The organism is Candidatus Pelagibacter ubique HIMB140 (assembly GCF_025558165.1).
Lineage (GTDB): Bacteria > Pseudomonadota > Alphaproteobacteria > Pelagibacterales > Pelagibacteraceae > Pelagibacter > Pelagibacter ubique_T.
The window spans coordinates 809,229-835,828 of the sequence record NZ_LAMZ01000001.1; the positions used below are offsets into that span (position 1 = coordinate 809,229).

Sequence of the window (26,600 nt, forward strand, 5' to 3'; positions counted from 1 at the left end):
TAATTTAATCAAACACCTTATTAATTATTTCTTGTTGCTGAGAATTATGCCTCTTTGCATATCCAGTTGCTGGAGTTGCATCAGGGCTTCTTCCTATATAAGAAATTTCATTATATTTAGCCTTTAAAGTATCTAATGTCCATTGAATATAATCTCTCACTGAAAACCATGCTCCCATATTCTTTGGCTCTTCTTGACACCAAAAGAATTTAGCATTTTTGGCATAAGGTTTAAGTTCGTTTACTAAAGCTTTTGCTGGGAAAGGATAAAGTTGTTCTATTCTAAACATAATTACATCATCTCTTTTTAATTTTTCTCTAGCGTCAAGTAAGTCAAAGTAAACTTTGCCTGAGCACAAAATAACTTTTTTAATCTCAGAGCTTTCTTTAAGCTTAATAAAACCATTTGATTTTGGATCGATCGCATGATCCCACAAAACTCTATGGAAAGTATTTTGTTTGTTAAAATCCTCTAAGTTAGAAACACAGTATTTATTTCTGAGTAATGACTTTGGAGTCATTATAATTAGTGGTTTTCTAAAATCTCTATGCATTTGACGTCTTAATGCATGATAATAATTGGCTGGAGTTGTACAATTCATAACTTGCATATTGTCGTTTGAACATAACTGTAAAAATCTTTCTAATCTAGCAGATGAATGTTCAGGACCTTGACCTTCGTATCCATGAGGTAACAACATTACAAGGCCTGATGCTCTATTCCATTTTCTCTCACCTGATGCTATAAACTGATCAATCACAACTTGAGCTCCATTTGCAAAATCTCCAAATTGAGCTTCCCAAATTGTTAGAGTGTTTGGTTCAACTAAACTGTAACCATATTCGAAACCTAAAACTGCAAGTTCAGATAAAAAACTATCTACTACTTCAAATTGTTTTTGACCTTTGACAATATTATTTAATGGAATATATCTCGAATTATCAATTTGATTTCTTAGTACAGAATGTCTTTGACTAAAAGTTCCTCTACCAGAGTCTTGTCCAACTAAACGAACTGGATATCCTTCAACTAACAAAGATCCAAACGCAAGAGCTTCTGCTGAAGACCAATCAATTCCCACTCCTTTTTCAATCGAGTCTCTTCTCGTATTTAATATTTTACTAATAGTTTTATGAATATTTTTTTCTGATGGTACTGTATTTATTTTTTTTGAAATTATTTTTAATTTCTCCTCATCAAAACCTGATATTCCTCTTTTATCTTTTCCTTTCTCAGGTTTATATCTTGACCATGTACCCTCAAACCATTCTATTTTAGGCTTGTAGTCTTTTGCACTTTTATATTGATCATCTAATAAATCTTTAAATGATTTAACATTTTGATTTAATAATTCTTGAGTAATTGATTTTTCATTAACCAGTTTATTCCCATAAATTTTATATACACTGGGGTGAGATTTAATTTTTTGATACATCAATGGCTGAGTAAACGATGGCTCATCTCCCTCATTATGACCAAACCTTCTGTAACAAATTAAATCTACTACAACGTCTCTATTAAATTTTAATCTGAATTCTGTAGCTATTCTGGTAGCATAAACAACTGCCTCTGGATCGTCTCCATTAACATGTAAAATTGGAGCCTCAACCATTTTTGCAACATCAGAAGGATAAGGTGACGATCTTGCAAATCGAGGACTCGTTGTAAAACCAATTTGATTATTTACAATTATATGAATAGTTCCACCAGTGTTATGTCCTGGTAGACCTGACATAGCAAAACATTCTGCTACCACACCCTGACCAGCAAATGCAGCATCACCATGAATTAGTATTGGGATAACTTTGTTTCTCTCTTTGTCTTTATGAAAAAATTGTTTTGCTCTAGTTTGTCCTAAAACGACAGGATTTACTGCTTCAAGGTGAGATGGATTATCTGTCAAACTAACATGAACAGAATTTCCATCAAATTGTCTGTCAGAAGATGCACCAAGATGATATTTTACATCTCCAGCACTATCCTCAGAGTCATCACTATATTCACCAGCAAATTCATTAAATATTCTTTTATAAGATTTTTGTAAAACGTTAGCCAAAACATTTAGTCTGCCTCTATGAGACATTCCAATTTTAACCTCTTTAATTTGTTGTTGACCACCAATTTTAATTATTTGCTCAAGTGCAGGAATTAAACTTTCTCCTCCATCTAATCCAAATCTTTTTGTACCAACATACTTAGTTGCTAAAAATTTTTCAAAACCTTCTGCTTGAACTAATTTATTTAGAATTGCTTCCTTACCATTTTTAGTAAACTGAAGAGCTTTATCATCTTGCTCAATTCTATCTCTAAACCATTTTCTTTCATCAGGATTAGAAATGTGCATAAACTCATAACCTATTTTTCCACAATAGGTTTTTTTCATAAATTTTAAAATTTCTTTAATATTGGCATACTTTTTATTTATCACGCCGTTTAAGAAAATTTTTCTTTCATAGTTTTCTTTCTTAAAACCATAAAACTCTGGATGAAGTTCATCTAAATATTCAGACTCTCTCATTCCCAAAGGATCAAGATCAGCTAACAAATGCCCCCTTAATCTGTAAGCTCTGATTAACGCAACTGCACTTATTGAATCTTTGTTAGAATCTGCAAGTAATTGAAAATTAAATTTTTCTGAAGTATCTATTTTTTCATTATTTAAATTAGTAATTTCATTTTCATCTATTTTCTTTTGAAGCTCATCAATATTTATTTTGGTCTTTTCTGGTCCCCATGACGGTCCATTTATTTCATTAGCAATTACTTTTATTTCATCACCGATTCCTTCAAAATAATTTAACCAACTTTCAGGGAGATCTTTATCTTTGTTAATAAATTTTAAGTACATTTGCTCAATGAATGCACTATTTGATTTATGTAAAAATGAATTTTTTTCGAAATAGAGATTTTTTGATGATGACATCTTATTTATTTAATATATCCCTGTAAAAAATATTTTTCAATTAGACAGTTTATCAAATAAAGTTTTACCAATTATTGATGGTGATTTTGCGACTGTAATTCCACATTCTTCCATTTTTTTTATTTTATCCTCTGCACCACCTTTACCTCCAGAAATAATTGCACCTGCATGCCCCATTCTTCTCCCTGGTGGCGCGGTAATTCCAGCTATAAATCCAACTGTTGGTTTTTTAATCTTATGGTTTTTCAAAAATTCTGCAGCTTCCTCTTCAGCAGAACCTCCTATCTCTCCAATCATTAAAATTGATTGTGTCTCTTCATCATTTAAAAACAGATCTAAACAATCTATAAAATTTGTACCATTTATAGGATCTCCTCCAATTCCGATACATGTTGATTGCCCTAATCCATTTTCAGTTGTTTGAGCAACCGCTTCGTAGGTTAAAGTTCCAGATCTAGATACAATTCCAACTGAACCTCTTTTATGAATATTACCAGGCATAATTCCAATTTTACATTCATCTGGAGTTATAATTCCTGGACAATTTGGACCTATAAGTCTGCTATTAGATCCATCTAATTTTTTTCTAACCTTAAGCATATCTTGAATTGGGATACCTTCAGTAATGCAAACAATTAATTCAACAGATGCATCGATAGCTTCTATAATTGCTGCGGCAGCAAATTTTGCAGGCACATAAATCATAGTGGCATCTGCCCCAACTGCATCTTTAGCTTCAGCTACAGAATTAAATACAGGTCTGTCTAAATGCTTTTGACCTCCCTTTTTAGGAGTAACACCTCCTACTAAATTTGTTCCATATTTTATTGCTTGCTCTGAATGGAAAGTTCCATGTGCACCTGTAAAACCCTGACAAATTACTTTAGTTTCTTTATTAACTAAAACTGACATTTATTTAATAGCCTCAACAATTTTCTTAGCAGCATCATCTAAGTTCTCTGCTGAAATTAATTTTAAACCTGAATTATCTAAAATTTCTTTTCCTTCTTTAAAATTTGTCCCTGCAAGTCGAACTACTAAAGGTACACTAATATTAATTTCTTTTGCAGCGTCCACTACTCCTTGTGCAAGCACATCACATCTCATTATTCCCCCAAAAATATTTATCAAAATTCCCTTCACATTTTTATCTGAAAGAATAATTTTAAATGCTGCAGAAACTTTTTCTTTTGAGGCTCCACCTCCTACATCTAAGAAATTAGCTGGCTCTTTACCATATAATTTGATTATATCCATAGTTGCCATTGCTAGACCTGCACCATTAACCATACATCCAATACTTCCATCTAACTTGATATAAGCTAAATCATGTTTGCTAGCTTCAATCTCAGTTGGATCTTCTTCATTTAGATCTCTTAATTCTAAAATTTCAGGGTGTCTAAATAATGCATTAGAATCGAAATTAACTTTCGCATCTAAACAAACAATCTTTCTCTCTTTTGTTAAAATTAAAGGATTTACCTCAACCATATTAGCATCTGTACTAATAAACATTTTATAAATCGATTTGATTAGTAAAATTGCTTGATCTTTTGCATCACTGTTTAAATCAAAAATTTTAATTACTGACTCACAATCTGCATCTGATATTTCTTCAGCTATATCAACTTTAGTTGTAATAATTTTTTCTGGATTTGAGCTTGCTACTTCTTCAATATCCATTCCACCTTGGTCACTTGAAATAAATGCGATCTTTGAGCTCGCTCTATCAACTAAACATGATAAATAGAATTCTTTTTCTATATTAGAGGATTCTTCAACATATAATCGCTTAACTTCTCTTCCTTCTGGTCCAGTTTGATGAGTTACAAGTGTTTTTCCAAGCAACTCATTTGCTGAATTTTTTAATTCCTCAAGTGTATTAAGAATTTTAACTCCTCCAGCTTTACCTCTACCACCAGCATGAATTTGAGCCTTTAAAACATACTTTTCAGTTTTTAAATTTTTTGCTTTTTCAATCAAGTCATCAACATTTGTTGAAAAAAATCCTGCTGGAACTATTGCTCCATATTTCTTTAAAATTTCTTTAGCTTGGTGCTCGTGAATATTCATTATTATTTTGAAAGATCTGGATCTATTTTAGAGGCAGCTTCCCAAAGAGCTTTTACAGCATCAATAGAGTGCATAAACTCTTTATTTTCTTTTTCATCTAAATCCACTACTTCAATTTTTTCAACTCCATCTTTACCAATTACAACTGGTACTCCAGCATAAACATTTTCTACTCCGTACTCGCCATTTAACTGTACTGCGCAAGGTAATAATTTTTTTTCATCTTTTAAATATGATTCAGCCATTTGAACTCCCGATGCTGCAGGTGCATAAAAAGCAGAACCTTTTTCTAAATACTTAACAATTTCTGCTCCACCGTCTCTAGTTCTTTGATTAATTTCTTCAACTCTCTCTTGAGAAATCTTTCCCTCTTTCACAAGATCCAATAAAGGTTTGCCAGATACTTTTGTAAATCTTGGCATTGGAACCATAGTATCTCCATGACCACCCATAACCATTGCTTCAATCTCTCTCACAGGCACACCAAACTCTAATGATAAAAATAGTTTAAATCTTGAGCTATCTAAAATTCCTGCCATGCCGACAACTTTATTTGCAGGCAAACCTGAAAACTTTTGAAACGCCATAACCATTACGTCTAAAGGGTTGGTGATACAAATTACGAAGGCGTTCGGAGCGTTTACTTTTACTCCTTGAGCTACCTGTTTAATAATTTTTAAATTTATACCAAGAAGGTCATCTCTACTCATTCCTGGCTTTCTAGGAACTCCTGCTGTAATTATAATAACATCAGAATCTTTAATATCTTTATAATCGTCTGTACCTGATAATTTTACATTAAATCCATCAACTGATGATGATTGAGCTATATCTAAAGCCTTTCCTTTAGCTATTCCACTTGCAACGTCAAATAAAACAACTTCATCAACAAGCTCCTTTATTCCGATTAAATGTGCTAATGTTCCACCTATTTGGCCTGCGCCAATTAAAGATATTTTTTTCATTTATTTCCTCTTATTTCATTGTTGGCATTACAAATTCTGCGTTTGTACGCACACCTGAAGGCCATCGTGATGTTACAGTTTTAAGTTTAGTATAAAATTTTATTCCTTCCATGCCATGCATGCCACTATCTCCAAATAATGATCTTTTCCAACCACCAAAACTATGAAAGGCCATAGGAACTGGAATTGGAACATTGATACCAACCATTCCTACTTGAATTTTACTAGCAAATGTTCTGCCTGCATCACCATCTCTAGTATAAATACTTACTCCGTTTCCGTATTCATGATCATTGATTAGTTTTGCAGCCTCTTCAAAAGTTTTAACTCTAACTACAGATAGAACTGGACCAAAAATTTCTTCTTTATAAATTCTCATGTCTTTATTAACGTGATCAAATAAACAACCACCTATATAAAATCCGTTTTCATAACCTTGGAGTTTTAAGTTTCTTCCATCGACAACTAATTTAGCACCTTCTTCAACTCCTAAATCAACATAACTTTTTACTTTTTCTAAATGTTCTTTTGTAACCAGAGGTCCCATCTCTGAAGTTTTATCCATACCAGGTCCTACTTTTAAGGCCTCTGCTTTTTTTGAAAGTCTTGAAACTAGTTCATCACCAATATCTCCAACAGCAACAGCAACAGCAACAGATTGAGCCATACATCTCTCACCTGCAGATCCGTAAGCTGCACCCATCAATCCATTTACTGCACCATCCAAGTCACAATCTGGCATGACTACTAAGTGATTTTTTGCACCTCCAAGTGCTTGTACTCTTTTTTCATTTTTAGCTGAATTTTCGTAGATATATTTTGCAATTGGAGTGGATCCGACAAAGCTTACAGCTTTAATATCTTTATTTTCTAAAATTGCATCAACAGCTTCTTTATCACCATTAACTACGTTAAATACTCCCTCAGGCAATCCAGCTTCACTAAGTAACTCTGCTAATCTAAGTGGACATGAAGGATCTTTTTCTGAAGGTTTTAATATAAATGTATTTCCACAAGCAATTGCTATTGGAAACATCCACATTGGTACCATTGCTGGAAAATTAAATGGAGTAATACCAGCTACTACCCCTAAAGGTTGTCTCATTGACCAACTGTCAACATTTGTACCAACATTTTCTGAATATTCACCTTTTAACAAATGAGGAATTCCACAAGCAAACTCAACTACCTCAAGCCCTCTTGTTAAAGATCCTCTTGCATCCTCAAAAACTTTTCCATGTTCTGATACTATTAGCTTTGTTAACTCATCAGAATTTTTTTCTATTAATTCCTTAAATTTAAATATTATCCTTGCTCTTTGTAAAGGAGGTTTTGCAGACCAAGTTTCAAATGCTTTTTTGGCTGCTTCTACAGCTTGATCTAAATCAGATTTACTTGCAAGTCTAACCTCAGATTCTTGTTCTCCTGTTGCAGGATTAAATACTTTTCCTTTTCTATCAGATGAACCTGGAATTATTTTTCCATTAACGAAGTGCTCTATTAATTTCATGAATACGGTCTTTTAAATCAAAAAAACTTAATAGTCTATTTAAACATTGGCCGTAGCTAACATTTTTTTAATTTCTGCAATTGCTTTTGCTGGATTTAGGCCTTTGGGACAAGCATTTGTACAATTTAAAATAGTATGACATCTGTAAAGTTTTAATTCATCAGCAACTTTTTTTAATCTTGCTTTTCTTTCTTCATCTCTACTATCAACGATCCATCTGTAAGCTTGTAGAAGGACTGCTGGACCTAAGTATTTATCTCCATTCCACCAATAACTTGGGCAAGATGTTGAACAACATGCACACATAATACATTCATAAGCGCCATCAAGTTTTGCTCTATCTTCTTGAGATTGATAAATTTCTGTTGTTTCTTTTTTTGAATTATTTTTTAACCAAGGTTCAATAGATTGATACTGTTTATACAAACCATCCAAATCTCCAATTAAATCTCTTTTAACTTTCAAGTGCGGTAGCGGATATATGTCTATATCTCCATCAATTTCCGAATGCGGAGTTGTGCACGCTAAACCATTTTTGCCACCCATGTTCATAGCACAAGAACCACAAACTCCATGAGCACAAGATCTTCTATAAGCTAATGTTGGGTCAATTTCGTTTTTAATTTTATTTAAAATATCTAAAACTTTTGAAGGACAATTATCCATATCAACTTCATAAGTATCAATTCTTGGATTTTCTTCAGTAGAAGGGTCCCATCTATAAACATTTACTCTTCTAAGATTTTTAGAGCCTGTTTTATCTTTAAAATATTTACCTTTTTTGACTTCAGAATTTTTTGGTAAATTCAATTGTACCATTAGTATACCCGCTCTTGTGGTGGGAAATATTGAACTTCATTAGTCAAAGTTGACTTGTGAACTGGCCTATAACTAATTTTTGTATTTTTTCCATCACACCAAGCAAGAGTATGTTGCATAAATTTATCATCATCTCTTTTTGGATAATCATCTCTTGCATGAGCTCCTCTGCTTTCTTTTCTGTGATATGCAGATTCTACTGTTGTTACTGCTTGTCTTATTAAATTATCAAATTCTAAAGTTTCAACTAAATCAGTATTAAATACTAAAGATCTATCTTTAACAGAAATAGAGTCCATTCCATCATAAGCTTTTCTAATATCATCAACGCCTTCTTTTAAATTTTTTTCTGTTCTAAATACTGCACATTTAGATTGCATTGTTTTTTGCATTGAAAGTCTAAGTTCTGCAGTACTATTATTACCATCTGCATTTCTTAACTTATCAAATCTATCTAAACATCTTTGTGTCTCAGACTCGGGTAACTCTTCATGAGGAGTTCCAGGTTTAACTAATTCTGCTGCCCTTTTTGCTGCTGCTCTTCCGAATACTACTAAATCAATTAATGAATTAGAGCCAAGTCTATTCGCACCATGAACAGATACACATGCTGCTTCTCCTATAGCCATCAGACCTGGAACAGTTTTTTCTGAACCATTAACAGTTAAAACTTCTGCTTTGTAATTTGTTGGAATACCACCCATATTATAATGAACTGTTGGGACAACAGGTATAGGCTCTTTAGTTACATCTACATTTGCAAATAACCTTGCAGCATCAGTAATTCCTGGAAGTCTACTTTCAATAATATCTTTATCTAAATGACTTAAGTTTAAATGAACATGATCTTGATCTTTTCCAACTCCTCTTCCTTCATTTATTTCAATAGACATTGATCTACTAACAACATCTCTTGATGCTAAATCTTTTGCATTTGGAGCATATCTTTCCATAAATCTTTCGCCCTTGGAGTTAGTTAGATAACCACCCTCACCTCTAGCACCTTCTGTTATTAACGTGCCATGACCATAAATTCCTGTTGGATGAAATTGAACAAACTCCATATCTTGAAGAGGCAATCCAGCTCTTAATACCATTGCATTTCCATCTCCAGTGCAAGTATGCGCAGATGTAGCTGAATAATAGACTTTCCCATATCCACCTGTAGCTATAATTACAGTATGTGCTCTAAATCTATGGATTGTTCCATCATTTAAATTCCATGCAATTAATCCCTTGCACGCTCCATCTTTCATTAAAAGATCTAATGCAAAATATTCTATAAAAAACTCAGTGTTATGTTTTAAGGCTTGTCCATAAAGCGTATGAAGAATTGCATGACCAGTTCTATCCGCAGCAGCACATGTTCTTTGTACAATTCCATTTCCATAATTTTTTGTCATTCCACCAAAAGGTCTTTGATATATTTTTCCCTCTTCAGTTCTGCTAAATGGAACTCCATATTTTTCTAGCTCTAAGACTGCCTTTGGAGCTTCTTTACATAAATACTCAATGCTATCTTGATCACCTAACCAATCTGCACCTTTAACCGTATCATACATGTGCCATCTCCAGTCATCTTCTCCCATGTTACCAAGTGCAGCTGAGATACCTCCTTGTGCAGCAGATGTGTGGCTTCTAGTTGGAAATACTTTTGAAATACAGGCTGTTTTCAATCCAGCTTCGCTTAATCCAACAGCGGCTCTCAAGCCAGATCCACCAGCTCCTAAGACAACTACATCATATTCATGATCTATAATATTATAAGCGCTCATTATTTTAGATTAAGTAAAATTATTATTGTTAATAATGGAATAATTATAGCAGAAATATAGAGAAGTCTGTTTGCGACATATTTGGTTTTTTCATTAGAAATATAGTCCTCAAAAACCTCACTAATACTTAGGGCAGAAAAAAAATAAGCAAAAATTAAAAATATACTAAATAAAAACTTATTTGTTTTGTTTGAAAAAAAACTAACTACTTCAGAATAGTCTCCATCATAAACTGATATGAAATTAATTATAAACCAAAACATTAAAGGGACTAAAATTATTGATGATAATTTTAAAAATATCCATTTTTTTGTAGCTAAATTCATATTAAAAAAAGTTTTTTCCAATTAAGTAAAATAAAATAGTTAAAATCAATGAACCAAAGATCACCATCAAACCTGTTATACGAGTAGTCTTTAGTTCATAGCCATAACCCATATCCATTATTATATGTCTGATTTCACTAAGTATCTGAAAACTAAAAGACCACGCTAACCCTATTGCAACAAATTTTCCAAGAAATGAATTAAAAAAAAAGTTTATCAAATCATATTTTGGTTCTCCTAAAATTAGCCAAGAAACCCAGACGCAAACTAAAGTTATTGCTAAGATATTTATTATTCCAGTTATTCTATGAGAAATAGATACTAGTGAGGATATGTGCCATCTATAAATTTGTATATGAGGAGAAAGAGGTTTTTTACTTTCCATAAAAATTATTTTTTATTAATGTTTCGGCAATTTCAACTGCATTTAAAGCTGCACCTCTAAGTAAATTGTCTGAGACAATCCACATATTTAAGCAATTCTTTTTAGTCTTATCTTCTCTAATTCTTGAAATGAATGTCTCATCTTTTCCAGCCGCTTCAAGTGGTGTTGAATATCCACCATCTTGTCTCTCATCAATAACTTTACAGCCTTCCATTTTCTCAAGACATTCTTTAATTTGATCAATTGTAAATTCTTTTTCTAATTCTAAATTTACTGCTTCAGAATGAGAAACTAAAACTGGTACTCTTACACAAGTTGCTGATAATTCAATATTTTGATCTAGAATTTTTTTAGTCTCATTGGTCATTTTTAATTCCTCTTTTGTGTATCCGTCATCAGCAAATACATCAATATGTGGAATTAAATTAAATGAAATTTGTTTTGTAAAATTTTTTGATACAATTGCTTTGTTTTCTAGTGCTAACTTAGTCTGTTCTACTAATTCATCCATTGGTGCTTTACCACCACCAGATACTGATTGATATGTAGCTACAACTACTCTTTTTATTTTAAATAAATCATGGATTGGTTTTAATGGTAAGACTAATTGTGCAGTTGAGCAATTAGGATTAGCAATAATATTTTTTTTTATATTTTTTAAGTCATCCGCATTTACTTGAGGTACAATTAAAGGAACATCAGGGTCCATTCTATAAAAACTAGAATTATCTATTACAATACTGTGACTTGCTGCTTTTGAGGCATAAGCTTCTGAAATTTTTCCACCCGCTGCAAAAAAAGTAATTTTTGCTTTTGAAAAGTCAAAAGTCTCTAAATTTTCAACTTCTATGTCTTTACCTTTAAAATTAATTTTTGAACCAGCACTTCTTGCAGATGCAACTAAAAAAATTTCTGAAATAGGCAAATTTTTCCTCTCAAGCACTTCTAGTACTTTTCTTCCAACATTGCCCGTGGCTCCGACTATAGCTATATTCATGATGGGGTTGTTATACTAAATGAAAGGTAAATCGCAAACTTTTCCAGCGCAATTATGTCCATTTACAACAACTTTTATATTTTGCTCAGGATTCCAGTATTCTTTTTGCATCATAGCTATACCAATTACTTTTTTGAAGTGAGGTGAATAGCAAGCAGATCTTAATTCTCCAATTAGGTTATTGTGTTCATCTGTCAAATCTAGAGAACCTGTTACACTGATTTCATTAATATCAATTTTTATACCCATCAATTTTTTAGTAATTCCTTCTTCTTTTATTTTGATTAATTTTTCCTTACCCAAAAACTTTGCATCAGTATCTAAGTTAATATACTTATCAAAACCACACTCAAACGGGTTATCATTGTTATCCATATCGTTTCCAAATGATAGAAGAGCACTTTCAATTCTTTCTATTAAATTAGGGCATCCAGGCTTAACATTAAATTCTTTACCAGCTTCAAATAAATGATCATATAACTTTTGACCAGACTCAGTATTTTGAACATAAATTTCATAGCCACCTTGCTTAGACCAACCTGATTGTGCAATTAAATGTTCAACTCCTTCAAAATTAAAATAATCAAATCCAAAAAATTTCAATTTAGTTATTTTTTCGCCAAATACTTTTTCCATTAACTTAAATGATTTTGGACCTTGAACAGCCATGATGTCTACATTTGGTTCAAAGATTTTCACATCAAATTTATTTCCAATTGCTAATCCTTTTGCAAATAAAATTACATCAGAGTCTGCAATGGATATCCACCATTTCTCCTGACTTAATCTCAGCACTACAGGATCATTAATTAATCCACCTTGGTCATCTATAATAGGACAATAATAACATCTACCATCTTTAGATTTAGATAAATCTCTACAAGTCATTAATTGAACTAATTTAGCTGAGTCTTTTCCTGAAATTTCAACTTGCCTTTCTGCTGCAACATCCCAAATTTGAACATGTTCTTTTAAGTGATGATAAGAGTCTTCTACAGATCCAAAGGCTGCTGGAAGCAACATATGGTTATAGATTGTATAAGCTGTTACACCTTGTTTTTCTATTCTTGAAGTATAAGGTGTACTTCTAAGTCTTCTAGATTTTGCTATTGAATAATTTTTCATTTATTTAAAAAATCTAAAACCTTGTCCCGCATTTCAAATGCTTTTTCAATCATAATCATATGCCCACATCCTTCAATTACATGTATAGTTGAATTTTTAATCAATTGAGAGAATTTTTTTCCAGATTCTAAATTAACCATTTTATCTAAAGAACCAAAAACAAACATTGATGGAACCTCGACAGATTCAGCTGCGGTTGAACCATTTTTGTAATTATTACAAGCTATAAGATCTACTGCAAGTATTTCACTTATATCTTTTGGAGATTGAATAATTCTTTCTACTGGATTTCCACCTATAAATTTTTTTGAACCTTCATATCCCCACTTCATCATTAACTTTACTGCATCAGAATCTCCATTTTCTGCAAGCTCAATCAAATCAGGATGAACAGGCATTTTATTGGATCCACCTACAAAAACTATTTTTTTTAGTCTATCTTTGTATCTATGGGAATACTCAAGTATTTCTAAACATCCTTGTGAATGACCAACTAAAATTAAATTTTGAAGATCTAAGGCATCAAATACAAGTTCCAACCATTCTGCTATTTCCTCAATAGTTTTTAAACATGGCCCCTCAGAATTTCCATGTCCTGGTAGATCAATAGATAATACATTGAAATTATTATTTGAAAAAAATTGCTCACTTAATGACCAAACAATATGAGATAAGCCACTTCCATGAAGAAAAACAATGGTATCTTTGTTTTTATCTATACCTTTGCCATTGTCTGAAGCAAAAATACTTTTATTTTCGATTTCAAATATCAATTAGATTCCTAAACTTTTTTTCTCAGTTCAAACTTCTGTATTTTTCCAGTTGATGTCTTAGGTAGTTCGCAAAAAACGACCTTTTTGGGAACTTTAAATCCAGCCAAAGTTTCTTTACAAAAATCAATTAATTCTTTTTCAGTAACAGGCTTATCTTGAACCATCTCGATGAAAGCACAAGGTACTTCTCCCCATTTTTCATCAGGTTTAGCAACTACTGCTGCTATTGAAACCGAAGGATGTTTAGATAAAGTATTTTCAATTTCTATTGATGAAATATTTTCTCCCCCTGAGATAATAATATCTTTAGATCTATCTTGAATTTTTACATATCCATCAGGAAACATAACTGCCAAGTCACCACTATGAAACCATCCATCTTTCATTGCTTTGTCTGTAGCTTCTTTATCTTTAAAGTAACCCTTCATTACTACGTTTCCTCTTATCATAATCTCACCGATAGTTTTTCCATCTTTAGGAACTTCTTTCATCGTCTCTGGATCTAAAACTGTTACTCCTTCTGTATTGGGATACCTTACTCCTTGTCTTGCTTTAATCTCATTTTGTTTATCTTCATCTAAATCATTCCATCCATCATTCCACGCACATTGTGTAACATGACCATAAGTTTCTGTAAGACCATAAACATGCATAACTTCAAATCCAAGAGATTTCATTTTTTTAAAAATAATACTTGGCGGAGGTGCTCCAGCAGTTAAGACGTAAACTTTATGCTTTAATTTTTTTCTATCACTTTCTGGAGCTCCAGTTATCATATTTAAAACTATTGGCGCTCCTCCAAAATGAGTAATGTCATATTTATCAATAAGCTCAAAAATTTTCTTAACATCAATATTTCTTAAGCAAATTGTTCTTCCATTTAACATTGGAACTGTCCATGGATAGCACCAGCCATTACAATGAAACATAGGTACAACTGTTAAAAAGTTTAAACGATTAGGCATATTCCAGGCAACAGTACTTCCTGTGGACATTAAGTACGCACCTCTATGATGGTAAACAACACCTTTAGGATTGCCAGTTGTACCTGAAGTATAACTTAAAGATATTGCCTGCCATTCATCATCAGGCATTTTCCAATCAAAATTCTCATCTCCAGTATTTAAAAAACTTTCGTATTCTAAATCTCCAATTTTTTCCAATTTTGATTGATCAGCATGTTTGTCATTAATATCTATAACAGTGATTTTTTTATTTAAATTTTTTAAAGCTTTTTTTACTTCTACATGTAATTGTCTATCTACAACCAATACCTTTGCATCACTGTGATTTAAAATATAATTAATTGTATTAGCATCTAATCTTATATTAATTGTGTTTAAAACGGCTCCTGTCATTGGAACTGAGTAGTGTGCCTCAAAAATTTCAGGAGTATTAAAAGCTAAAAAAGATACTGTATCTCCTTTTTGAATACCAATTTTAGAAAGTGCACTGGCAAATTTTACTGCTCTTTTATAAACTTCATTCCAAGTATAGCTTCTATCCTCATAAACTATAGCCTCATAATCAGGATAAACATCTTTGGCTCTTTGTAAAAATGTTAGTGGTGTTAATGGAACATAATTTGCATTATTTCTATCCAGATTAATATCGTAATGATTCATTGTTAATTAAATTTAAATTTCATTATATTTGAGCTACCTGAAACTGCTGATTTATAATGATATTCTGCTCTTGGTAACACTTTTTCAAAGTAGAATGTAGCTGTATTAATTTTGTCTGAATAAAACTCTTTATTTTCCTCATAATCTTTAAAACTGATTTCTAAGATTTTTATCCATGAAAAAGCAATCGAAATATAACCAAGTGTTTTTAAATAGTCATTTGCAGCTGCAGAAACATCATCTTTTTCTATTTTACTTTTGTCTACAATCCAACCAGTGAACTTTGATAAAATATCAAGATAATATGTAAGATCTTTTGTAAAAGATTTTACCTTTTCATGTTTGTTTTCACATTCAGATTTTATCATTTCTAAAAATTTAGAAATTACATCACCATTTCTATTTATTAATTTTCTAAATACTAAATCAGCAGCTTGAACTGAATTGGTTCCTTCATATATCGGTGTAATTCTATTATCTCTATATAACTGTTCAATACCTTGGTCTTTGGTATAACCGTACCCTCCATGAATCTGCATAGCATCACTCGTAATCTCCATAGCTAAATCAGTAAATAAAGATTTCACTACAGGTGTCATCAAAGAAACATAATCAGAAGCTTCCTGTTTAATTTTTTCATCTGGATGATGAAGACTAACTTCAGTTTGTTGAGACAACCAAAAGCATAAAGCTCTTTCTCCCTCAATTATAGATTTCATATTTAATAAAGTTCTTCTTATGTCTGCATGGTCAATAATAAAATCTGCACCATTTGAAGATTTAGAATTATTAGTTTTTCCTTGTTTTCTCTCTTTTGCATAAGCAAGTGAATTTTGGTAAGCAATTTCTGAAATACCCAATCCCTGAATACCGACTACAATTCTCTCAAGATTCATCATGGTAAACATTGCATTTAAACCTTTGTCCTTAGGACCAATCATATATCCTGTTGCATCATCAAAGTTTAAGACACAAGTTGCCGAACCTTTAATTCCCATTTTTGTTTCAATAGATCCCGTTGAAATGCCATTTCTTTGTCCAACCGATCCATCTTGATTTACTAAAAACTTGGGTACTAAAAATAAACTTATTCCTTTTGTTCCTGTAGGTGAGTCAGTAGATCTAGCTAAGACTAAATGAACAATATTTTCTGTTAAGTCATGATCGCCTGATGTGATGAAAATTTTTTGGCCAGTTATTTTATAAGTTCCATCAGATTGACTAACTGCTTTTGTTTTAAGTAAACCTAAATCAGTACCACAAACAGGTTCTGTTAAGCACATCGTACCACTCCACTTACCTTCTACAATTTTAGGTAAATATTTATCTTTTATTTCATCAGTAGCGTGATGATTAATACAATTGTATGCTCCAATACTTAATTCACTATAAAGTTTAAAAGATAAACTCGCTGAAGACAGCATTTCGTCAAAAAAAGCACTCACTGTTTTTGGCATTCCTTGACCACCATATTTTGGATCGCATGACAATGAAGTCCATCCATCCTCAATATATTTTTGATAAGTTTCTTTGTATCCTGGTGGTGTTCTAACTACACCATTTTCTAAAACTGCCGGATTTTCATCACCTGCTTTAGCAAGTGGTAAAATTAAATTTTGATTGATTTTAGCTGCTTCTTCTAAAATATCTTTAACCAAATCTGAGCTGACTTCATTATATCTTTCAAGATCATTATAATTTTTGTTATCTCTTAATTTTTCATAGAGAAACATCATATCTTTGACAGGTGCAGAATAACTTGGCATTTAAAAAGCTTAGAATACTTAGAGATTTATTGCAATTTTGAAATTATCGCATCGCCCATTTGCGAAGTAGATACTTCTTTCATACCCTCAGAAAGGATATCTTTCGTTCTTAGACCATCATTTAATACAGCCTGCACTGCATTTTCTAAAGCATCAGCTTCATTATCAAGATCTAAAGAATATCTTAAAGCCATTGCAAAACTTAGTACTGTTGCGATTGGATTTGCTAGCCCTTTTCCTGCAATATCAGGAGCTGAACCATGTATAGGTTCATACATTGCTCTCATTTCACCATCTTTATTTTTTGCACCTAAAGATGCAGAAGGTAATAACCCTAAAGATCCTGTTAACATCGAAGCTTGATCTGAAAGCATATCACCAAATAAATTATCAGTGACAATTACATCAAACTGTTTTGGATTTCTAAGTAATTGCATTGCACAGTTATCTGCAAGCATATGACTTAGCTCAACATCTTTGTATTCTTTTTCATGAAGTTCCTGAACTTCTTCTTTCCATAGTTGTCCAGCTTCCATAACATTAGATTTCTCACAAGATGTAACTTTATTTGATCTTTTTCTAGCAAGATCAAAGGCAACTCTTGCAACTCTAGTAATTTCACTAGTAGTATAAGTATGAGTGTTTATTCCTTTTCTTTCACCATTTTCTATTGGTTTAATACCTCTTGGTTCACCAAAATAAATTCCACCTGTTAATTCTCTTACAATCATTATATCTAAACCCGAAACTACTTCTGGTTTAAGTGTTGATGCACCAACTAACTGTTCAAAACATATGGCAGGTCTCAAATTTGCAAATAATTTTAATTCTTTTCTTAATTTTAATAAAGCTCTCTCCGGTTTTTTTGAAAACTCAATATTATCCCACTTAGGTCCTCCAACTGCACCGAGCATAACAACTTCGCTCTCTAAAGCTTTATAAAAAACTTCATCTGTTATAGGTGTACCGTGTTTATCGTAAGAACATCCACCCGCAAGATCTTCATCTATTTCAAAGTCTAAAGATTTTTTATCATTAAACCAATTAATTATTTTTCTAACTTCTCCAATTACCTCAGGTCCAATACCATCACCTGGTAATAATAGAATTTTTCTTTTTTTTACTTTAATCATTAAAAACCCAAGGTTTTTTATCTTTTAACTGATTTTCAAAATTTTGAATTTTATCAGATTTTTTTAAAGAAAGAGCAATGTCATCTAATCCTTCTAACAAACATTTTTTCTTAAATGGATCTATTTCAAATTTAATTTCATTGTTTCCGTAAATAATTTTTTGATCATTTAAGTCTACAGAAATTTCTTCTTTTCTATTTGCATATTCAGAAAGTTCTTTTATTTTTTCTTCTTCAAGAATTATTGGTAAAATTCCATTTTTAAAACAATTACTATAAAAAATATCAGCATAACTTGAACTAATCACACAAGTAATTCCAAAATCTAACAATGCCCATGGAGCATGCTCTCTTGATGAACCACATCCAAAATTGTTGCCTGCAATTAAAATTTTTGAGTTATTAAATGGTTCCTGATTTAATACAAAATCATTAATTTCTTTTCCATTATCGTCATATCTCATTTCAAAAAACAAATTTTTTCCAAGTCCAGTTCTTTTTATTGTTTTTAAAAATTGCTTAGGAATAATCATATCTGTATCAATATTTACGATTGGTAAATAAGCAGGAATGCTTTTTAATGTATTAAATTTTTGCATTTAATTTTGATACTTTCTTACATCATCTAAATTACCAGAGATTGCAGCTGCAGCTGCCATCCCGGGGCTCACTAGATGCGTTCTGCCACCTCTTCCCTGTCTTCCTTCGAAGTTTCTGTTTGAAGTAGATGCACATCTTTCCTCTGGTTTTAATTTATCTGCATTCATTGCTAAACACATAGAACAGCCTGGCTCTCTCCATTCAAATCCTGAATTTACAAATATTTTATCTAAACCTTCTTGCTCAGCTTGTTCTTTAACCAATCCTGACCCTGGAACTACAATGGCATTTACATGAGATGATATTTTTTTATCCTTTAAGATTTTGGCAGCTTCTCTTAAATCTTCAATTCTTCCATTTGTACAGCTTCCAATAAAAACTTTATCTATCTTGATATCAGTTGCTGCCATATCAGGTGTTAGTCCCATATATTTTAATGCTCTTTCAATTGAGTTCTTTTTATCCTCATCTTTTTCATTTTGAGGATTTGGTACTTTTCCATCGATTGTAATTACATCTTGAGGTGAAGTCCCCCAAGTAATCATTGGTAAAATATCATTTGCATTAAGATTTATTTCTTTATCAAAACTTGCATCAGCATCTGTTTTTAAACTGTTCCAGTATTCAAGTGCCTTTTCCCAATTTTCTCCTTTTGGAGACATGGGTTTACCTTTTAAATATTCAAATATTTTTTCATCTGGAGCAATTAATCCAGCTCTTGCACCACCCTCAATGGTCATATTGCAAATAGTCATTCTCTGTTCAACACTCAAAGATCTTATTAAATCTCCAGCATATTCAACTACACAACCTGTTCCTCCTGCAGTACCAATCTTTCCGATGATTTGAAGTATTACATCTTTAGATGTTACTCCTAATGGAAGTATTCCATTAACATTAATTCTAAAATTTTTTGCTTTCTTTTGAACGAGTGTTTGCGTTGCTAAAACATGTTCAACTTCAGATGTTCCAATACCAAAAGCTAATGATCCAAAAGCTCCATGAGTTGCAGTATGACTATCTCCACATACAATAACTGTTCCTGGTTGAGTAAAACCTTGTTCTGGTCCAATAATATGAACAATTCCTTGTCGTTTATCATCCATACCAAAAAGCTGTACACCAAATTCCTTACAATTTGATTCTAATGTATCAACTTGTATTTTTGATTCCTGATCTGATATCCCTTTAGTTCTATCTGTCGTTGGAACATTATGATCAGCAACAGCTAAAGTTAAATTAGGATGACGAACTTTTCTATTTGAATTTCTTAAGCCTTCAAAAGCTTGTGGACTAGTAACTTCATGAATTAAGTGTCTATCGACAAACAATAAAGCTGTTCCATCTTCTTGCTGATCTACTAAATGATCATTCCAAATTTTATCGTAAAGAGTAGTGGACATTGAAAAAAAAATTATTTTTTTTCTGAAGTACTTTCTGTTGATTGTTCGGCAGTAGCTTCTTCTGTCTTAGGGGCTTCTTCTTTTGGAGCTTCTGCAGCTGGTGCTGCTTCTACTTTAGGAGCCTCTTCCTTTGGAGCTTCTGTTGGTGGTGCTACATTTTCTTCAGTAACTGTTTCAGGTTTCGCATCAACATCAATACCAATTTTTTTTCTGATTTTTTCTGCAATCCTTGCTGATTTACCTGTTCTATCTCTTAGATAGTATAATTTTGCTCTTCTTACTTTTCCTGATCTAATAACTTTAATTGAGTCAATTAGAGTTCCATAAAGTGGAAATGTTCTTTCAACACCTTCACCAAAAGAAATTTTTCTAACTGTGAAAGACGAGTTTAAATCTCTGCTTTTTTTTGCAATACAAACGCCTTCAAAATACTGAATTCTCTCTTTTTTTCCCTCTGTAATTCTAACACCTACTTTAACTACATCTCCAGGGTAGAATTCAGGTATCTTTTTTTCTGAAAGTATTTTTTTAACGTTATGTTGATTTATCTCTTCAATTGTTTTCATAGTTATATTTATCAAATTAATTCTTCTTATATTTTTCCCATAAATCTGGTCTTCGGACGCGTGTTATAGCCTCAGATTGAGATAAACGCCAGTGTTTAATTTTACTGTGATCTCCTGACAAAAGTACTTCAGGAACCGCTTTTTCCTCCCAAATTTGAGGTTTTGTGAACTGAGGATACTCTAATAATCCATTTTCAAAACTTTCGTTTACCTTAGAATTCTCATTTCCCAGAACACCGGGTAAAAGTCTCAAAATACTATCAATCACCACAAATGCTGCTGACTCTCCTCCTGATAAAATAAAGTCTCCAATACTAACTTCTTCTATATTTCTTGTGCTTAACACTCTTTCATCAACTCCTTCGAAATGTCCACAAATTATCGAAACCGATTTTTCCTTCGATAATTCTTTGGCATAATTTTGATCAAATTTTTTTCCTCTAGGAGATAAATATAATATTTTTTCTCCTTCATTTTTATTTTGATCTAATGATTTAGCTAATACATCTGCCTTCATCAACATACCTGAACCACCTCCATATGGAGTATCATCTACAGTTTTATGTTTATCCTCAGCAGCATCTCTAATGTTTACCACTTTTAAATTCCAAATATTTTTAGACATTGCTTTTCCATACAGACCTTTAGACAAAGGACCAGGAAAAATATCTGGATAAAGTGTAAACACTTGAGCTTGCCACATAGATTATCTTTAGTTTATTTTTTTTCCTCAGCTGGAGCTTCTTCCTTTGGAGCTTCTGCTGCTGGAGCTGCTTCTGCTTTAGGAGCTTCTTCTTTTGGAGCTTCTTCTTTTGGAGCTTCTGCTGCTGGAGCTGCTTCTGCTGCTGGAGCTTTAGGAGCTTCTGCACCATCTTCCTCTTTTTTATTTCTTTCTTTTTTAGGAACAGCTTTATTTGGATTATTTCCAGCTGCTGGCATAGGGATTAAATCATTTTCACCTAAAATTCTTTCAACTCTTGTTGTTGGTTTAGCGCCTTGACCTAGCCAATATTTAATTCTTTCAGCTTCAAGACCTACTCTTTCTTTTTTATCTTTAGGAAGTAGTGGGTTAAAAAAACCAACTTTTTCTATAAATCTTCCATCTCTTGGGAAACGACTGTCAGCTACAACAACTTTGTAAACTGGTCTCTTTTTAGAGCCTCCCCTTGATAATCTAAGTTTTAACATTTGTTCTCCTTATTTTATTATTTTAGTTTATTAAATAGCTCTGGTGGTATCCCTTGATCAGACATACCTTTCAGATTTCCTTTTGACATCTTTTTCATCATTTCAGACATCATTTTAAATTGCTTAAGCAATTTATTGATAGTGGCTGGATCTGTGCCAGAACCATTAGCAATTCTTTTTTTTCTTGAACCATCAATTACTTTTGGATTCTCTCTCTCTTTTTTTGTCATTGATAAAATGATAGCTTCGTTTTTTGTTATAATACTTTCGTCAATCCCTGCTGAATCCATTTGAGATTTAATTTTAGATACTCCTGGCATAAAAGACATGATCCCCTCAATGCCTCCCATTTTTTTCATTTGTCTTAATTGAGAAAGGTAATCTTCCATAGAAAATTGACCCTTTTTTAAATTTTCTTCAGCTTTTTTAATGTTCTCTTCGCCTAAATCTTGAGCAGCTTTTTCTACAAGAGAAACAATGTCTCCCATTCCTAAAATTCTATTTGCTATTCTATCTGGATGAAATACCTCAAAATTTTCTATTTTTTCACCTATACCCAAAAATTTTATTGGAACATTTGATACATATTTCATACTCACGGCAGCTCCACCTCTGGCATCACCGTCAGCTCTAGTTAATATTATTCCAGATAAGTTAACTGTGTTTTTGAACTCTTTTGCAACTGAAGCAGCAACTTGACCTGTAAGAGAGTCCGCTACAAGAAAAGTTTCTGCTGGATTAATAATGCTCTCAATTTGTTTGATCTCGCTCATCATTTGTAAATCAATTTGAGTTCTCCCAGCTGTATCAAACAAAATTATATCTGCTCCATTTAGATTTGCTGCACTCATGGCTCTTTGGCAAATATCAGTTGGTTGTTGACCTTCGATAATTGGAAGTGTCAAAATATTATTCTGTTCACCTAAAGATCTAAGCTGTTCTTGTGCTGCTGGCCTATAAATGTCCAAACTGACCATCATCACTTTTTTCTTTTTATTATCTTCTAAATATTTAGCTAATTTTGCAGTAGAAGTTGTTTTACCCGAACCCTGCAAACCAACCATCATCATAGGAACTGGTGGTACAGCATTTAAATTTATGTCTGCATTGCTAGAACCTAGTAAATTTACTAGCTCATCGTAGACAATTTTTACAACCATATCTCCAGGAGAAGTTGATCTTATAATTTCTTGTCCTAAAGCTTTAGGTTTTACGTTTTCAACAAATTCTTTTGCAACATCTAAAGAAACATCTGCCTCAAGTAATGCTTGTCTAATACTTCTCAAACCCTCATCTACCTGAGCTTCATTCAGAGAGGGTGCTTTTTTTAAAGAAGAAAAAATTTCTTCAAATTTATTTGTTAAATTTTCAAACATATATTTTTTTGTTACGCATAGCAGTAACGCACTAGTGGGCGAACTCTCGCTGACTAGTGTCGATCTCTTTGTTTCCAAAGACACCGCAAAGTTAATGTTTTTGCGGAAACGGCAACAACCTATAATAGAGGTTCAAAAAGTCAATAAATAAGTTAAATATCTAATTATGAATATTAAAGCATTTAAAATGGACGGTTTAGGCAATGATTTTGTAATTATTGATAATAGAGAAAAAGTTACAAATCTTACCAAAGACCAAATAATTAAAATTTGTGACAGAAACTTTATAGGATGCGACCAACTTATATTAATTAATAAAGACCAAAATTACGATGCTTCAATAGAATTTTTTAACTCTGACGGTGGGATTTCTGGTGCATGTGGAAATGGTACAAGGTGTGTGGCTGAGCTATTAGGAAAAGAAAAAAATAAAGACACGATTATATTAACAACTTTATCTGGCCATTTAAAATCTCATATTTTAGGAGAAAAATTAGTATCTACTGAAATTGGTTTGGGCAGAACTAAATGGAATGAAATTCCATTATCTGAAGAATTAGAAACTAAAAACTTAAATATTAAAATTGTTGATTCAAATAATAATGAATTTTTTGGAGGAACGGCCGTCAATGTGGGAAATCCTCATATAATTTTTTTTGTGGAAGACAACGAACAATTCAAAATAGAAAAAGTTGGCCCAGAAATAGAAAACCACAAACTGTTTCCAGAAAAATGTAATGTCACAATAGCCACAATAGTAAACAAAGAGTTAATAAAAGTAAAAGTTTGGGAAAGAGGAGCTGGTTTGACAAAAGCATGTGGAACTGCAGCTTGTGCTACTGCCTTTGCTGCTAAGCAGGCAGGACTTGCTAGCGATAAAGTTAACATCGAATTTTCTACTGGAAAATTGACGATATCTATAGATGAAAACGATAGTATCCACATGAAAGGTCCTGTTTCTGATATAAAAGAAATCAATATAGAAATTTAATGGGAATTTTCGAAAAATTTAAATCAGGGTTTAAAAAAAGTGCTTCAGCTTTTACATCGGGCCTAAGAGATATAGTTGTCAAAAAAGAAATTGATGACAAAACTTTAGACAGAATTGAGGATTATTTAATTCAATCAGATGTTGGGGTAGCTTCTGCCTCAGAAATTAGAGAAATAATCTCAAAAACAAAAATAGATCCAAACAAAGATTTAACTACTGAGATAAATAATATTCTTAAAGACTACATAATCTCAGTTATGAAACCTCTAGAAAATAATGAATTTTTTAAAAATAAAGAAAAACTTAATGCCATTTTAGTTTCTGGAGTTAACGGCGTTGGTAAAACAACAACTATTGGGAAAATTAGTAAAATATTAAAAGAAAATGGTAATAAAGTTATGTTGGCAGCATCAGATACATTTAGAGCTGCTGCTATAGAGCAATTAGAAAATTGGGCAAAAAAAATTAATGTTGAAATTACAAAATCTTCACAAGGTTCTGATCCTGCATCTGTAGCCTATAAGGCAATAGAAACTTCTATATCAAACAATTTTAATCAAGTTTTAATTGATACTGCTGGAAGATTACAAAATAAAAAAAACCTAATGGAAGAATATAAAAAAATAGCAAATGTTACAAAAAAAATAGATGAAAGTGCACCTCATGATGTGATTTTAGTTTTAGATGCAACTTCAGGTCAAAACGTTTTAAATCAAGTTGAAGAATTTAATAAAATTATTCCAATTACAGGATTAGTAATGACAAAATTAGATGGAACAGCTAAGGGGGGAATACTTCTAGCTGTAGCCAAAAAGTATAAAATACCAATTATTGCACTTGGTTTAGGGGAAAAAGAAGATGATCTGCAAATTTTTGAAGCTGAAAAATTTGCTGATGCCTTTACACAAATTACTTAATTAAAGTGCTTGATATTAAAGGTTTATAGAAACTACATCTATAATTATCCTTAAATTTGTAGTGTCCACAATCCTTTGCAATAGATGAAATAATGAAATCAAATTTTCCATTAGTTGGATATAAATCTAATTTCTTTTCAACAATATCGTATTTGAAATTTACTTTTAAACTTTTAACAGCACTAATCATTACCAATGTTTTGTTATCCTTTAATAGATAATAAGCAAAATCATCTGGAAAAACTGGAAAATTATATTCCTTTAAAAAATTTTTTGCTTTTCTTGGAAACCATTCATAAGAAATCAATGGTGATGATAGTTCTGTTTTATAATCATATATATAGAGATCTTTAGGGTAATCATTGATGTAATTACTTACTTCCCCTTTTGCTAATATAGCCTTTTCTCTTGGTTTAAAATACAAAGCAAAATTTTCATCATGTGAGTTCATTTGATCAATAAAAAATAAATTTTCAATTGAAGACAAATTTTCTTTAGAAAAAGAAGTTCCTGAAATAAGAAAAGTCAAAAAAATATAAATGAATAATTTCTTCATGATTAAAAATTAATTAGAATTTTTGGAATAAAATTGTTTTGATTGTGGCTTAATTTAAACTTTTTATAAATGAACTTAGTTGGAAAACCATATTATTATCAAATTCCATCATATGATCGTCATGTTTGGTAAAATAAGAGGACTTTGGATCATTTGCTAAATCAAACATCTTCTTGCCCATTGAAAAAGGAACAATTTGATCTTTTTCGCCATGCATAACTAAAACTGGAATATTAATATTTTTTATTTTTTCATCATTTTTATATTTATCTTTCAATATTAGAGAGACAGGAACGTATGGATAAAAATTCTTAGCTGCAGCAATCATTGAAGTGAAAGGTGTTTCTAAAATTAAACCAGCATATTTTTTATTTTGAGAAACCTCAGTTGCAATTCCTGTGCCAAGTGACTCTCCATAAATGATTAAATCACTGTCACTCAAACCTTTATTTTTAAGCCAGTTAATTGCACTTTTTCCATCCTCATATAAAGCATTTTCAGATGGTTTTCCTAAATTTCCACTAAATCCACGCCAAGCGATAATTAAAAAATTTACATTCATATTTTTAAAATGATTCAATTTATGAATTCTATTTTCTAGGCTTCCTGCATTTCCATGAAAATAAACAACAGTCTTAAATTTTTTCAAATCTTTTTTATGAAACCATCCTAAAAGGCTAATGTTGTCTGTTGTTTGAATTTGAACTTTTTCTATTTCTACTTCTATTTTATCTCCTGAATAATTATTTTCCTGGGGATGATACATTAGATTTCTTTGAAATATAAAAAGATAAGCTAGTAAAATAAAA

25 protein-coding genes are annotated in these 26,600 nt (G+C 31.8%); 2 read left to right on the forward strand and 23 right to left on the reverse strand.

Annotation, left to right across the window (positions count from 1 at the left end):
• Positions 1-4 precede the first annotated feature (4 nt).
• From VP90_RS04385 to ffh, 21 genes are read right to left on the reverse strand one after another with little or no spacing between them, the layout of a single operon-like run.
• Positions 5-2,923 carry a 2-oxoglutarate dehydrogenase E1 component gene (locus VP90_RS04385; RefSeq protein ID WP_262589892.1) on the reverse strand — a complete coding sequence of 973 codons (2,919 nt, stop codon included), beginning with the start codon at positions 2,921-2,923 and terminating at the stop codon, positions 5-7.
• A gap of 36 nt (positions 2,924-2,959) precedes the next feature.
• Positions 2,960-3,835, reverse strand: coding sequence for a succinate--CoA ligase subunit alpha (gene sucD / locus VP90_RS04390; RefSeq protein WP_075506079.1), 876 nt, complete (start codon positions 3,833-3,835; stop codon positions 2,960-2,962).
• Positions 3,836-4,996 (reverse strand): ADP-forming succinate--CoA ligase subunit beta, encoded by a 1,161-nt coding sequence (gene sucC, locus VP90_RS04395; RefSeq protein ID WP_262589893.1) that lies wholly within the window; start codon positions 4,994-4,996, stop codon positions 3,836-3,838.
• Between the two features lie 2 nt (positions 4,997-4,998).
• The gene (gene mdh / locus VP90_RS04400) at positions 4,999-5,961 is read right to left on the reverse strand and encodes a malate dehydrogenase (RefSeq protein WP_262589894.1); all 963 of its coding nucleotides are present in this window, start codon (positions 5,959-5,961) and stop codon (positions 4,999-5,001) included.
• Positions 5,962-5,971: 10 nt separating this feature from the next.
• Positions 5,972-7,471, reverse strand: a complete 1,500-nt coding sequence (locus VP90_RS04405; protein ID WP_262589895.1) for a CoA-acylating methylmalonate-semialdehyde dehydrogenase — start codon at positions 7,469-7,471, stop codon at positions 5,972-5,974.
• A gap of 39 nt (positions 7,472-7,510) precedes the next feature.
• Entirely contained in the window at positions 7,511-8,290 is a 780-nt protein-coding gene (locus tag VP90_RS04410; protein ID WP_262589896.1) for a succinate dehydrogenase iron-sulfur subunit, read from the reverse strand.
• Positions 8,290-10,065: a succinate dehydrogenase flavoprotein subunit gene (sdhA, locus tag VP90_RS04415; protein ID WP_262589897.1), complete on the reverse strand. Its 1,776-nt coding sequence runs from the start codon at positions 10,063-10,065 to the stop codon at positions 8,290-8,292. Before sdhA ends, VP90_RS04410 begins: the two co-directional genes overlap by 1 nt.
• Positions 10,065-10,391, reverse strand: a complete 327-nt coding sequence (gene sdhD, locus VP90_RS04420; protein WP_262589899.1) for a succinate dehydrogenase, hydrophobic membrane anchor protein — start codon at positions 10,389-10,391, stop codon at positions 10,065-10,067. The genes sdhA and sdhD overlap by 1 nt, the downstream gene beginning before the upstream one ends.
• 1 nt (position 10,392) lies before the next feature.
• A complete protein-coding gene (gene sdhC, locus VP90_RS04425; RefSeq protein ID WP_262589900.1) occupies positions 10,393-10,776 on the reverse strand; it encodes a succinate dehydrogenase, cytochrome b556 subunit in 384 nt (127 codons plus the stop codon).
• Positions 10,766-11,773, reverse strand: a complete 1,008-nt coding sequence (locus tag VP90_RS04430; protein ID WP_262589901.1) for an aspartate-semialdehyde dehydrogenase — start codon at positions 11,771-11,773, stop codon at positions 10,766-10,768. The genes sdhC and VP90_RS04430 overlap by 11 nt, the downstream gene beginning before the upstream one ends.
• A 15-nt stretch (positions 11,774-11,788) precedes the next feature.
• Positions 11,789-12,898 carry a dimethylsulfoniopropionate demethylase gene (locus VP90_RS04435; protein ID WP_262589902.1) on the reverse strand — a complete coding sequence of 370 codons (1,110 nt, stop codon included), beginning with the start codon at positions 12,896-12,898 and terminating at the stop codon, positions 11,789-11,791.
• A complete protein-coding gene (locus VP90_RS04440; RefSeq protein ID WP_262589903.1) occupies positions 12,895-13,671 on the reverse strand; it encodes an alpha/beta fold hydrolase in 777 nt (258 codons plus the stop codon). Before VP90_RS04440 ends, VP90_RS04435 begins: the two co-directional genes overlap by 4 nt.
• An 8-nt stretch (positions 13,672-13,679) precedes the next feature.
• Positions 13,680-15,296, reverse strand: coding sequence for an acyl-CoA synthetase (locus tag VP90_RS04445; RefSeq protein WP_262589904.1), 1,617 nt, complete (start codon positions 15,294-15,296; stop codon positions 13,680-13,682).
• Positions 15,297-15,298: 2 nt separating this feature from the next.
• Positions 15,299-17,062 (reverse strand): acyl-CoA dehydrogenase family protein, encoded by a 1,764-nt coding sequence (locus VP90_RS04450; protein ID WP_262589905.1) that lies wholly within the window; start codon positions 17,060-17,062, stop codon positions 15,299-15,301.
• Positions 17,063-17,088: 26 nt separating this feature from the next.
• Complete coding sequence (gene leuB, locus VP90_RS04455; protein WP_262589906.1) at positions 17,089-18,195, reverse strand: 3-isopropylmalate dehydrogenase; 1,107 nt, start codon at positions 18,193-18,195, stop codon at positions 17,089-17,091.
• On the reverse strand, positions 18,188-18,793 hold the full coding sequence (gene leuD, locus VP90_RS04460; RefSeq protein WP_262589907.1) for a 3-isopropylmalate dehydratase small subunit: 606 nt from the start codon (positions 18,791-18,793) through the stop codon (positions 18,188-18,190). The genes leuB and leuD overlap by 8 nt, the downstream gene beginning before the upstream one ends.
• The gene (gene leuC, locus VP90_RS04465; RefSeq protein ID WP_262589908.1) at positions 18,794-20,197 is read right to left on the reverse strand and encodes a 3-isopropylmalate dehydratase large subunit; all 1,404 of its coding nucleotides are present in this window, start codon (positions 20,195-20,197) and stop codon (positions 18,794-18,796) included. It abuts the gene before it with no gap.
• Between the two features lie 11 nt (positions 20,198-20,208).
• The gene (gene rplS, locus VP90_RS07700; RefSeq protein WP_262589909.1) at positions 20,209-20,763 is read right to left on the reverse strand and encodes a 50S ribosomal protein L19; all 555 of its coding nucleotides are present in this window, start codon (positions 20,761-20,763) and stop codon (positions 20,209-20,211) included.
• A 16-nt stretch (positions 20,764-20,779) separates the two neighbouring features.
• Positions 20,780-21,466 (reverse strand): tRNA (guanosine(37)-N1)-methyltransferase TrmD, encoded by a 687-nt coding sequence (gene trmD, locus VP90_RS04475; protein ID WP_262589910.1) that lies wholly within the window; start codon positions 21,464-21,466, stop codon positions 20,780-20,782.
• Positions 21,467-21,480: 14 nt separating this feature from the next.
• On the reverse strand, positions 21,481-21,951 hold the full coding sequence (gene rpsP / locus VP90_RS07685) for a 30S ribosomal protein S16 (RefSeq protein WP_316963601.1): 471 nt from the start codon (positions 21,949-21,951) through the stop codon (positions 21,481-21,483).
• A gap of 17 nt (positions 21,952-21,968) precedes the next feature.
• Positions 21,969-23,327 (reverse strand): signal recognition particle protein, encoded by a 1,359-nt coding sequence (ffh, locus tag VP90_RS04485; protein WP_262589911.1) that lies wholly within the window; start codon positions 23,325-23,327, stop codon positions 21,969-21,971.
• A 166-nt stretch (positions 23,328-23,493) separates the two neighbouring features.
• Here ffh and dapF point away from each other — a divergent pair, with 166 nt between their 5' ends.
• Positions 23,494-24,318, forward strand: coding sequence for a diaminopimelate epimerase (gene dapF / locus VP90_RS04490; RefSeq protein ID WP_262589912.1), 825 nt, complete (start codon positions 23,494-23,496; stop codon positions 24,316-24,318).
• On the forward strand, positions 24,318-25,235 hold the full coding sequence (ftsY, locus tag VP90_RS04495) for a signal recognition particle-docking protein FtsY (RefSeq protein ID WP_262589913.1): 918 nt from the start codon (positions 24,318-24,320) through the stop codon (positions 25,233-25,235). Before dapF ends, ftsY begins: the two co-directional genes overlap by 1 nt.
• Here ftsY and VP90_RS04500 read toward each other — a convergent pair.
• Both VP90_RS04500 and VP90_RS04505 read right to left on the reverse strand, forming a co-directional pair.
• Complete coding sequence (locus tag VP90_RS04500) at positions 25,228-25,791, reverse strand: hypothetical protein (RefSeq protein WP_262589914.1); 564 nt, start codon at positions 25,789-25,791, stop codon at positions 25,228-25,230. The two genes, ftsY and VP90_RS04500, sit on opposite strands and share 8 nt — an antisense overlap.
• 49 nt (positions 25,792-25,840) lie before the next feature.
• On the reverse strand, positions 25,841-26,557 hold the full coding sequence (locus tag VP90_RS04505) for an alpha/beta hydrolase (RefSeq protein WP_262589915.1): 717 nt from the start codon (positions 26,555-26,557) through the stop codon (positions 25,841-25,843).
• Positions 26,558-26,600: the final 43 nt, after the last annotated feature.